This window comes from Streptomyces blattellae, from assembly GCF_009709555.1.
Classification (GTDB): Bacteria; Actinomycetota; Actinomycetes; order Streptomycetales; family Streptomycetaceae; genus Streptomyces; species Streptomyces blattellae.
This window is the reverse complement of sequence record NZ_WJBG01000188.1, coordinates 1-10,751: the sequence shown is the minus strand read 5'-3', so window position 1 is coordinate 10,751 and position 10,751 is coordinate 1. Positions and strand designations below refer to the sequence as shown.

Genomic DNA, 10,751 nt, shown 5'->3' with positions numbered 1-10,751 from the left:
TCGTGGTGCCGTGGTACTCCACCGCATCCCTGGTCAGATCCATGAACGCCTGCTCCAACGACACCGTCCGCGAACTCAGCTCGAACAGTGCGACGCCGTGCTCCGCCGCCTTCAGCCCGATCTCACGGGCGGTGAGCCCTGCGACGTGCAGTTCCTCGGAGCCGGCCTGACCGGTGATGTCGACGCCCGGCCCCGCCAGGACGTCCCGCAGCCGCGCCGGATCCTGGGCCGCCACCTTCACCGTGTTCCCGCCGGCCTCGCGCACCAGATCCTGCACCGTCGTATCGGCCAGCAACCGCCCGCGCCCCACGATGATCAGATGGTCCGCCACCAGCGCCATCTCACTCATCAGATGCGAGGAGACGAACACCGTCCGCCCCTCCTGCGCGAGCCCCGTCAGCAGATTGCGGATCCACAGCACGCCCTCCGGATCGAGGCCGTTGACCGGCTCGTCCAGCATCACCGTCTGCGGATCACCCAGCAGCGCCGCGGCGATACCCAGCCGCTGCCCCATACCGAGGGAGAAGGCCCCGGCCCGCTTCCCCGCCACACTGCCCAGACCGGCCAGCTCGATGACCTTCTCCACCCGGCTGCGGGGTATCCCGTGCGTCAGCGCGAGCGCGTTGAGATGGTTGTACGCCGAGCGGCCCGGGTGGATCGACTTCGCCTCCAGCAGCGCGCCGACCTCCTGCAGCGGGGCCCGGTGCTGGGCGTAGCGGCGGCCGTTCACCGTCACGGAGCCGCTCGTCGGGGCGTCCAGTCCGACGATCATGCGCATCGTGGTCGACTTCCCCGCACCGTTCGGCCCCAGGAAGCCGGTCACGGTGCCCGGCCTGACAACGAAGTCCAGGCCGTCCACCGCGGTCTTGTCCCCGTACCTCTTGGTCAGTAGCTGTGCCTCGATCATTCGTATGCCTTTCCGTCAGCCTCCGGGCGTCCGACAGACGCTTCACCAGCAACGCTAGGAACCGGACAGCCCCGATCCGGTCGACCCGCGGGCTGAACCACGGGGACGACCTCGTACCGGGGTACGAAGCGGACATCAGCATCCAGGTCGAGCCGGTGAGGATCGGACGCAGGTATCGCGCCCGGCGTACCGAGACGCACCGGTACGGCTTACGGTGCCGTTTGCGCTCGGCATCGATGAGGAGAGAGTGAGCCCGATGAGCGAAATGCAGGGAAGGGTCTGTGTGATCACCGGCGGCACCGGCGGTATCGGCCGCGCCACCGCCCTCGCGCTGGCCAAACAAGGCGCCACCGTCGTCGTTCTGGGGCGTTCGCGGGAGCGCGGCGAACGAGCGCGCGCCGAGATCGCCCAGGAGAGCGGCAACGACAAGGTCGAGCTCGTCATCGCCGACCTTGCCGCTCAGGACGACGTGCGTCGTGCGGCTGCCGAACTCCTGCAAAGGCACGCGAAGATCCACGTACTCGTCAACAACGCCGCGGTGATGCTGCCCAAGCGCGAGGTCACCGGCGACGGCATCGAGAAGATGTTCGCCACCAACTACCTTTCGCACTTCCTCCTGACCAACCTCCTGCTCGATCGACTCAAAGCGTCGGCGCCCGCGCGGATCGTCAGCGTCGGGGCGCTGATCCGGGGGGCCAGGATCGACCTCGACGACCTGATGCTGGAGAAGGGCAAGTATTCGAGCTTCGCCGCGCTCGGGCCCAGCAAGCTCGCCGTCGTGCTCTTCACCCGCGAACTGGCCAGGCGGCTCGACGGCACGGGTGTCACCGCCAACGCGCTGTACCCCGGCATGGCCAAGACCGCGATCATGGACGAGTCGTCCTGGCTGATGAAGACGTCCATGCACCTGATGTCGGGCACGCCGGAGAAGGGCGCCCGGACGTCGGTGTTCCTCGCGAGCGATCCGGGGGTCGCCGGTGTCACCGGCAAGATGTTCGCCAAATGCCGGGAGGTACCGATGCGCGGAGCCCAGCTCGACGACGAGGAGCTGTGGCAGCGGTTGTGGGACAGGAGCGCCCAACTCACCGAGCTGGCCTGAAACCTGCGGTGCCACACCCGAGCCCGCTCGTGGGCGTCCCGGCGGCCTCCACGGGCGTCAGACGCGGGTGAGTTCCGTAGCGCCGAAGGAGACGTCGAAGCGGTCGCACCAGATGCTGACGCTGCCGTACCGGGCCGGGTCGACGTCGTCGGGCACGGTGTAGTTCTGGCTGCCTTTGTTGCCTTTGAGCTTGCCGAGGCTGACGTAGTCGCCGTCGTCGAACACGTGCCAGCCCGCCCGGCCTTCCTCGACCCGCGCGTCGGTCAGCCAGACGTGCAGGTCGGGGCCGTTGCTGGTGTCCAGGTTCTCCAGCCGGATGACCTGGGAGCCGTCGGCCAGCCGCAACAGCTTCACCGTGCCGGACGTCGCATGCTCGTGGCTGATCAGGTCGCCAATCGCCAGCGTCACCGGTCCGGCGGCCGGGTCAGGCGCGGAGGACTCCCCGGACGGCTGCGCCTCGGCGGGCGCCTTCGAAGCGTCCGCGGTCACCGCGGGCAGCGCCTCCTGGACCGTCTCGTCCTGCCACAGCTTCCACGGCTGGAACCAGTACAGCCCGAAGGCGGCCCCTGAGAACGCCACCACCAGCAGGCCGACCATCCACGGCCCGACCTTCACGCGCCGCACCCGTCCCATAGCTGCTACCTCCCGGGAGTCACTGGAGTCACTGGCTCTCACCCCCATTCAACGGACGGATCGGCCGTCCGGGGATCCCTGGCGGATGACGAAACCCTTACGTCCGCCTCTGGCCCGCCCTCCGCCTCCCGCCCGAATCACCCCTGTCGCACACCTTGTTGGGGCGGGACGCGCCTACATAGCATGCTCCGGCATCACGCGTTTTGAATCGTTTCACGTACGTACGTACGGCCCGCTGTCCGGAACGACACATCGAGCGAGGAACGGAACGCGCATGAGCCAGAGCTGGAACCGAAGACTCTTCCTCAAGGGCACGACGGCAGGCGTGGGCGCCGGGGTCACCGCGTTCTCCGCGGCCGGGTCAGCCGCGGCCGGCCCGGCGGCGGCCGGCCCGGCGGCGGCCGGCACACCGGCACGGGGCCCGGAAGGCGCTCGACGCGGAGCACTCCGCACCGGAGCCCTCCGCGTCGAGCGCACGACCGTCGAACACGCCGAGCGGCTCCTCGGCACCGACATCGAACACCCGCGTCTGGGCTGGGAGTTGTCCGCACCGGGGCGCGGCGCCCGGCAGAGCGCGTACCAGGTCCAAGTGGCCCTGGACCCCCTGAAGTTCGCGGCCGAGCCGGTCTGGGACTCGGGGAAGGTGGCGTCCGACCGCAGCGTGGGCATCCCCTACGGCGGACCCGGGCTGCGTCCCCGTACCCGCTACCTCTGGCGGGTACGGGTCTGGGACGGCGCCGGGCGGGCGTCCCGCTGGAGTGAGGCCCGCTGGTGGGAGACAACGTTGTCGGAGGCCGACTGGCAGGCCCGCTGGATCGGCGCCGACCCGGCCCCGCAGCCGCCCTCCCTCTCCGGCGCCTCGTGGATCTGGTCGCCGGGTGCCACCGCCTCCGACGCGCCGGCGGGGCCGTGCTGGTTCCGGGCGGCGCTGCCCCTGCCCGGCGGCACGCGGGTGCGGCGGGCCACCGTGGTCGCCACCGCCGACGACGACTTCACGCTCCATCTCGACGGCCGGCAGGTGCTGCACGCGCCGGAGCAGCAGGACGGCTGGCGCACCGGCCATGCTGCCGACGTCACCGAGGCCGCCGCGGAGGCCCGCGCCGCCGGCCGCCCGCTGGTGCTCGCCGCCCGCGCCACCAACCGCCCCGGCGCCTCCGTCAACCCCGGCGGCCTGCTGGTACGGCTGGTCGTCGACACGGAGGACGGTGACGGGCCGCACGAACTGGTCACCGGCGACGGCTGGCGGGTGTCGGCGACCGAGCCCCAAGGCGGCTGGCAGCGCCCGGAGTTCGACGACACGGCCTGGGCCGGTGCCGCCGTACTCGCCCCGTACGGGCAGGGCCCCTGGGGCAGCGGAGTGAGCGTCGCCGTACCGGAGCAGCCCGCGCCGCTCCTGCGCCGCTCCTGCGCCGCGCCTTCACCGTGCGGAAACGCGTCTCCCGGGCCCGCCTGCACATCAGCGGACTCGCCTACTACGAGGCCGAGATCAACGGCCGCAGGGTCGGCCGGCAGGTCCTCGACCCCGGCTTCACGGACTACGACGAGACCGTGCTGTACGCCGTCCACGACGTCACCGCGCTGCTGCGGCGCGGCGAGAACGCCATCGGCGTCACCCTCGGCCGCGGCTTCTTCGGCATGACCACCCCCAACGTCTGGAACTGGCACCGCCCGCCATGGCACGGCGAGCCCCGCCTGCTGGCCCAGCTGGAGATCGACCACCCGGACGGCTCCCGCACCACCGTCGCCTCGGACGGCGAGTGGCGGATCACCGAGGGGCCGACCCTGTCCAACTCCCTCTACGCGGGCGAGACATACGACGCGCGCCGGGCCCCGCACGGCTGGACCCGTCCCGGCTTCGACGACAGCGGCTGGCGGACGGCGGGCGAGCAGCAGGCCCCCGCAGGCCCGCTCAGGGCGCAGCCGTACGAGCCGATCGAGATCACCGAGACGGTACGGCCGACGGAGATCTCCGAACTCCGGCCCGGGGTCTACGTGGTGGACATGGGCCGCACCATGGCGGGCTGGACCCGCCTCACCGTCCGCGGCGCCGAGCCGGGCACCATCGTCCGCCTCGTCCACGGCGAGAAGCTGAAGGCCGACGGCAGCGTGCACGCGGAGACCGGCCATGTCCCGGGCCGCTTCCAGACCGACGAATACATCTGCGCGGGCGGCGACGCGGGCTCAGGCTCGGCCTCGGACTCGGACTCGGACTCGGACTCGGACTCGGACTCGGACGAGGTCTGGGAGCCGAAGTTCTCGTACAAGGGATTCCGTTACGTGGAGATCCACGGCCTTCCCTCCCGCCCGTCCCCGGAGCAGGTGCTGGGGCGGCTGGTGCACACCCGCGTCGAGGAGGTCAGCTCCTTCGAATGCTCGGAGCCGTTCTACGAGTGGCTGGACGGTGCCATGCGCCGCACGGTCCTCAACAACCTGCACGGCATCCCGACCGACACCCCGATGTACGAGAAGAACGGCTGGACCGGCGACGCCCAGGTCGGCACGCCGGTGATGACGTACGCCTTCGGGGTGCACCGCTTCCTGGCCAAGTGGCTGGGCGACCTGGCGGACAGCCAGAACGGCGCGGGGCAGCTGCCGGTGATCGTGCCGAGCGGCGGCTGGGGCTACGCGGAGCTGGCGCCCTCCCCCGAGTGGACGACCGTGTTCCCGTTCGTCGTGCGTGAGGTGTACCGGGTGTACGGGGACGAGCGCGCCGCCCGCGAGCACTGGGCGACGCTGACCCGGTACCTGGACTGGGAGCTGTCCCGGCTGCGGGACGGGCTGGCGGTCACGGCGCTCGGCGACTGGGTGGCGCCCGGCTACGAGATACCCCCGGAGGACACCCGGCTGACCGCGACCGCGTACCTCCACCGGGCGCTGGTGCACACCGCCGAAGTGGGCGAACTGCTGGGTGACGGCGGGGCCGTGACCCGGTACCGGGAGGCGGCCGAGAAGCTGAAGACCGCGTTCAACGACGCGTTTTTGGGCCCGGAGGGCCACTACCGCACGGCGAAGGACCCGCACTACCGGCAGACCTCCAACGCGATTCCCCTGGCCTTCGGCCTGGTGCCGCCCGGCGCCCGCGCCTTGGTACTCGACAGCCTGGTCGCGGACATCGAGGCGCGCGGCAACCATCTGAACACCGGCTGCCTCGGCACGAGCGTCCTCCTTCAGGTGCTGTGCGCCCACGGCCGCCCGGACGTGGCCCACGCCGTCGCGACGCAGCGCACCTATCCGAGCTGGGGGTACTGGCAGGCCAACGGCGCCGACACCATGTGGGAGATGTGGCCGCTGGACTCCCGCTCCCGCGACCACTACTTCCTGGGCACCGTCGCCCAGTGGCTGTACGAGAACGTGGCCGGGCTGCGCCCCGGGGACGCCGGCTACCGCACCTTCTCGGTGCGCCCCGACGCCCGTACGGGGGTCGACTGGGCCCGTACGTCGATCCGTACGGTGCGCGGCGAGGCCGCCGTGTCCTGGTCGCGTCTCGACCGGGAGCTGCGGCTGTCGGTGCGGGTGCCGGTGGGCTCGACGGCCGAGGTGCACGTGCCGGGAGGGGCGCGTTCCCGGGTGTCCGCGCCTGAGGGCGCGGAGTTCCTGCACAGCGATCCCGAGTTCGTCGTCTTCCGCGTCGGGCACGGCACATGGGCCTTCACCGGCCCGGCGTGACCCATCCGATCCACGCGCCGCATGTGCACGTTTCTCCAAGCCCTCACGCTTGTGCACATTTCTCCAAGCGTTCCTGCGCACGCCGGTACAGCGTCCACCCGCCCCGGCCATCTCCACGAAGGATCCACACGGACCCCCTTGTCCCCGCGGGGCGGCGGGCCGGAACGCTGCGCGGGCGAGACGCATGGCGGCGGGCTACGTACACACCTCTGTACGAAAGGAGACGTCGCCATGTCGTGGAGCCCCGCACGTTTACGTCTGCTCCTCGCCCTCGTGATCGCGGACCTCGTGCTGTTGCTGGCCGTCGCGGACGCGGACGCGGACACGGACACCCCCGCACCACACGGCACGCGAGTCGTCGCCGAGGAGAAAGGAGGGTGACGCCTGGTGACGGCGCCTTCGCGGAAGGTAACCGAGTACTGGAGGTCACGTACCTCTCAGTAGAATCTCATCCGCTCCCCATGGTGAAACCAGGCGCCGACCACAGTATGGTCAAGCATTCAATGGGAGGGCGGGGGTCCGAACGCCGGGGGGCAGGGAGGCACGGCGATGGTGTTGGTCGGATCGGTCGGTCCGGAAGTGCGCCGCGTGGCGCGCGGGGTGAAACGGCGAATACGGAGACTGGCCGAGCCCCCTGTGCCGCAGTCGGCGCACCGGCTCGTACCCGAACCGGTCTTCGTCCTCTCCTCGGTGCGCTCCGGCTCCACCCTGCTACGGGTCCTGCTCAACAGCCATCCGCAGATCCGCGCCCCGCACGAGATGCATCTGCGCACCCTGTCGGTCGACCTGAACAAGCAGTACACGAAGAAGGCGATGGCGGAACTCGACCTGGACCAGCGTGAGCTGGAGTACCTGCTGTGGGACCGCATCCTGCACCGCGAGCTCGTGCGCAGCGGCAAGCGGATCATCGTGGACAAGACGCCGGGCAACGCGGCAGTCTGGGAGCGGCTGCAGGAGGGCTGGCCCAAGGCCCGCTTCATCTTCCTGCTGCGCCATCCCGCGTCGATGGTCAGCTCACTGATCAACAACCGCCCCGACCGCGATACCGACCAGACCATACGTGAAGTGCTCACGTACATCGAAGCCGTCGAGGCGGCCCGCACCGCACTGCCCGGTCTCACGGTCCGCTACGAGGACCTGACCGAGCGGCCCGAGGCGGTCACCCGGGAGATCTGCGAGTACATCGGTGTCCCGTGGACGCCGAAGATGCTCGACTACCGCAAGAATGATCACGGTCCGTTCGTGCCGTTCATCGGTGACTGGAGCGAGAACATCAAGTCCGGGAAGGTCCAGAAGGCGCGACCGCTGCCGGACGCGGAAGACGTTCCGGCGGCGCTGCGCGACATCGCCCGTGCCTGGGGGTATCCGTCGTGAGCGACATGTCCGATGCGAAGTGCCGATGTACGTGCCCGGGGGCCACGGTGTGGGTGACCGGGCCGTCGGTGGCCGACCGGCGTGCCGCCGCCTACGCGCTCGCCGAACGCCTGCAGGCCGAACAGCGCCGGGTCGAGGTGCTCGACCGTCTCAACAGCCATGACACGGACCCCCGACGCATCGGCCTGATGGCCGAGGTACTGGCCCGCAACGGCATCGTGGCGATCGTGCCGTGCGCCGAGGAGGGCGTGCCGTCCGTGCGGGACCGCCACGCGGCGAGCTGCACGCGGTACGTCGAGGTGTGCGTGGCCGAGCGGGAGGGACCGGAGGAATCAGCGGTGGCGGCACACAAGGTGCTGGTCGGAAGCAGCTGAGCGGAGCTCTGCCCAGCCGACGTGGCGGGGGCTGAGCGGGCCCGACGCGCGAGGTGCCTCAAGCGGTCGACGTCGACGCGCCGACCTCGCCGTAGCGGCCCACGCCCGCGCCGCTACGGCGCCCCCGGCACCCGTATCCGCTACCCGCACGCCCGGCCACCCCACGCGCTCACCCCGGCCACCCCACGCGCTCGCCCCAGCCCCGCAGCGACTCGCCCGCACCGTCGACCGGCTGTCTGGTCACCGCGCCGGTCAACGCGCCGCGGCGGCAACCCGCTCCGACCGGCGCACGCGGAACCGGTCGCGTCGTAGCAAGGGCCGCTCGATGAGGACGTACGAGGCGAGGGCCACGGCGATCGTCACCGTGACGCCGGCGAGGAACAGCCGGCGACCGTCCATACCGAGGTCGGCGAGCAGCCGGATGACGGGGTAGTGCCACAGGTACATCCCGTAGCTGAGGTTGCGGCCGGCCCACGCCAGTCCGGGCACCGACAGCAGACGGGACGGCCACGCCCGCGGGCACTGGTCCAGCGCGGCCACCACCACGGCCGACAGAACGGCGGCGGCCAGCATCCCGACCGTGTACCACACCGGGCTCCACCTGCCCGGTTCGGTGATCGGGACCTGCCAGGCGATCAGCGCGAGCAGCGCGAGCGCGGGCCCGCACAGCCGGCCCGCCCAGCGGCGCAGCACCGCCAGCCGGGGGTCGTCGGCGCGCAGCCGGGCCAGTACGAGGGCCAGCAGGGCCCCGACGAGAAGCTGGTCGGCGCGGGTGTCGGGACCGTTGTAGATGCGGTGCGCCGCCGTGGGGTCCCAGAGCGCCGTCCGCCACAGCAACGGCAGGACGCACAGTGCCGCGACCCAGCCCAGGACCGCCCGGGCCGTCGCGCGGCGCAACAGCACCAGCAGCAGGAGCGGCCAGGCGAGATAGAACTGCTCCTCCACCCCCAGGGACCAGGTGTGGCTGAGCGGTGCGACGAGGTCGGAGTACGGTCCGGGCTCCCCGGCCCGTACGAGATTGACCACCGAGGCCGCGGCCAGTGCCGCGGCCACCCACGCCCCGTCGAACAGCGGCAGCACGAACGCCACCGACAGCACGGCGGTGACCGCGCACATCACCAGCAGGGCCGGCCCCAGCCGCAGCCACCGCCGCCGGTAGAACGACCGCAGGCCGATGCCACCGGTACGGGCGTACTCGGCGGCCAGCAGCCGGGTGATGACGAAGCCGCTGATCGTGAAGAAGACGTCCACCGCCACCGAGCCTCCGGGCACGACCTCCGGCTCCAGGTGATAGACGATCACCACCATCACCGCGACCGTCCGCAATCCGTCGAGCCCTGCCACCCGCCCACCACGCAGCGCCGACGAAAAGCCCCGCCCGCCGCCTCTTCGCCGCCGCGCCGACGACGGGACGAGCGGCGGCGCCGCCGGTCCGCCCGGGCTCTGGTCGGTGTCCTCGTATGCCGCGTCCGGTGGGGGGATGCTCATAACGGCGGCGCCTGCCCAGCCGCACAGAGATCACACACCTTCTCGCCTCCTCGTCGGGGGGCGCCGTCCGGCCTCAAGTTGACGTCGGCGAGACTTGCCCGGTGGCAAGCACAGACGAGCCGGGTCCGGCCGCCCCGCACGCATCCGCATCCGCATCCGCATCCGACATCGGCCGCACGCCGCCGAGCCCTCAGCCCTCGCCCGAGCAGGCCACCGGGCCGGCTGCCCGCATGCCGCGCTGGCTGCCGCGCGCCATGATGCTGGCACTCACCCTCATCGCCGTGTTCCAGCTGGGCAGTTGGGCCTTCCACCAGCTCCTCGACCTGCTGATCAACATCCTCATCGCGTTCTTCCTCGCCCTCGCGATCGAGCCGGCGGTGAGCCGGATGGCCTCATGGGGCATGCGCAGGGGGCTGGCCACCTTCCTCGTCTTCCTGAGCCTGGTGATCGCGAGCCTCGGCTTCGTCACACTGCTCGGTTCCATGCTCGCCGAGCAGATCGTCAAGATCGTCGAGGACTTCCCTGCGTACCTCGACTCCGTCATCAACTGGGTCAACGCCCGCTTCAACACCGATCTGGAGCGGGTGGAGGTCCAGGAGGACCTGCTCAACTCCGACTGGCTGCGCGACTACGTCCAGAACGGCGCCACCGGCGTCCTCGACGTGTCCGCCCAGGTCCTCGGCGGGCTCTTCCAGCTGCTGACGATCACCCTGTTCGCGTTCTACTTCGCCGCGGACGGCCCCCGACTGCGCCGCGCGCTCTGCTCCGTACTGCCGGCCGCCCGGCAGGCCGAGGTACTGCGCGCATGGGAGATCGCCGTCAACAAGACCGGCGGCTACATCTACTCACGCGGCCTGATGGCGCTCGCCTCCGGCCTGGCGCACTACGTGCTTCTGCAAGGGCTGGGTGTTCCCTACGCGCCCGTGCTCGCCGTCTGGGTGGGCCTGGTCTCGCAGTTCATCCCCACCGTCGGCACCTACCTCGCGGGCGCCCTGCCGATGCTGATCGCCTTCACCGTCGATCCCTTGTACGCGCTGTGGGTGCTGATCTTCGTCGTGATCTACCAGCAGTTCGAGAACTATGTGCTGCAGCCCAAGCTGACCGCCAGGACCGTCGACATCCACCCCGCGGTCGCCTTCGGCTCCGTCATCGCGGGCACCGCCCTCCTCGGCGCCGTCGGCGCGCTCATCGCCATCCCGGCGGTCGCCAC

9 protein-coding genes and 1 pseudogene are annotated in these 10,751 nt (G+C 70.9%); 7 read left to right on the top strand and 3 right to left on the bottom strand.

Annotation, left to right across the window (positions count from 1 at the left end; genetic code table 11):
- On the bottom strand, positions 1 to 907 hold a 907-nt coding region (locus GFH49_RS24865), incomplete at its 3' end, for an ABC transporter ATP-binding protein (protein WP_155058305.1).
- A 256-nt stretch (positions 908 to 1,163) separates the two neighbouring features.
- Between GFH49_RS24865 and GFH49_RS24860 the strand changes: the two genes are divergently transcribed.
- Entirely contained in the window at positions 1,164 to 2,006 is an 843-nt protein-coding gene (locus GFH49_RS24860) for an SDR family NAD(P)-dependent oxidoreductase (RefSeq protein ID WP_155058304.1), read from the top strand.
- Between the two features lie 57 nt (positions 2,007 to 2,063).
- Here GFH49_RS24860 and GFH49_RS24855 read toward each other — a convergent pair whose 3' ends face one another.
- Entirely contained in the window at positions 2,064 to 2,639 is a 576-nt protein-coding gene (locus GFH49_RS24855; RefSeq protein WP_155058303.1) for a DM13 domain-containing protein, read from the bottom strand.
- A gap of 85 nt (positions 2,640 to 2,724) precedes the next feature.
- Between GFH49_RS24855 and GFH49_RS41755 the strand changes: the two are divergent.
- The 5 genes and pseudogenes from GFH49_RS41755 to GFH49_RS41040 form a co-directional block, all read left to right on the top strand.
- A pseudogene (locus tag GFH49_RS41755) lies at positions 2,725 to 3,366 on the top strand (glycoside hydrolase family 78 protein); the annotation flags it as partial.
- Between the two features lie 695 nt (positions 3,367 to 4,061).
- Positions 4,062 to 6,305 carry a family 78 glycoside hydrolase catalytic domain gene (locus GFH49_RS24850; RefSeq protein ID WP_230396469.1) on the top strand — a complete coding sequence of 748 codons (2,244 nt, stop codon included), beginning with the start codon at positions 4,062 to 4,064 and terminating at the stop codon, positions 6,303 to 6,305.
- A gap of 231 nt (positions 6,306 to 6,536) precedes the next feature.
- Entirely contained in the window at positions 6,537 to 6,686 is a 150-nt protein-coding gene (locus GFH49_RS24845) for a hypothetical protein (protein WP_155058302.1), read from the top strand.
- Between the two features lie 168 nt (positions 6,687 to 6,854).
- Positions 6,855 to 7,679 (top strand): sulfotransferase family protein, encoded by an 825-nt coding sequence (locus GFH49_RS24840; protein ID WP_155058301.1) that lies wholly within the window; start codon positions 6,855 to 6,857, stop codon positions 7,677 to 7,679.
- Between the two features lie 5 nt (positions 7,680 to 7,684).
- Complete coding sequence (locus GFH49_RS41040; RefSeq protein ID WP_268867521.1) at positions 7,685 to 8,053, top strand: P-loop NTPase family protein; 369 nt, start codon at positions 7,685 to 7,687, stop codon at positions 8,051 to 8,053.
- A gap of 252 nt (positions 8,054 to 8,305) precedes the next feature.
- Here GFH49_RS41040 and GFH49_RS24830 read toward each other — a convergent pair whose 3' ends face one another.
- Positions 8,306 to 9,541: an acyltransferase family protein gene (locus GFH49_RS24830; RefSeq protein WP_155058299.1), complete on the bottom strand. Its 1,236-nt coding sequence runs from the start codon at positions 9,539 to 9,541 to the stop codon at positions 8,306 to 8,308.
- 101 nt (positions 9,542 to 9,642) lie between these two features.
- On the opposite strand from GFH49_RS24830, the gene GFH49_RS24825 reads away from it, so the two are divergent.
- On the top strand, positions 9,643 to 10,751 hold a 1,109-nt coding region (locus GFH49_RS24825; RefSeq protein ID WP_155058298.1), incomplete at its 3' end, for an AI-2E family transporter.

Bases quoted from the DNA above. Each gene is read 5' to 3' on its own strand.
- GFH49_RS24830 (WP_155058299.1), bottom strand. From the start codon at position 9,541: ATGAGCATCCCCCCACCGGACGCGGCATACGAGGACACCGACCAGAGC.
- GFH49_RS24860 (WP_155058304.1), top strand. From the start codon at position 1,164: ATGAGCGAAATGCAGGGAAGGGTCTGTGTGATCACCGGCGGCACCGGC.
- GFH49_RS24840 (WP_155058301.1), top strand. From the start codon at position 6,855: ATGGTGTTGGTCGGATCGGTCGGTCCGGAAGTGCGCCGCGTGGCGCGC.
- GFH49_RS41040 (WP_268867521.1), top strand. From the start codon at position 7,685: ATGTCCGATGCGAAGTGCCGATGTACGTGCCCGGGGGCCACGGTGTGG.
- GFH49_RS24845 (WP_155058302.1), top strand. From the start codon at position 6,537: ATGTCGTGGAGCCCCGCACGTTTACGTCTGCTCCTCGCCCTCGTGATC.
- GFH49_RS24855 (WP_155058303.1), bottom strand. From the start codon at position 2,639: ATGGGACGGGTGCGGCGCGTGAAGGTCGGGCCGTGGATGGTCGGCCTG.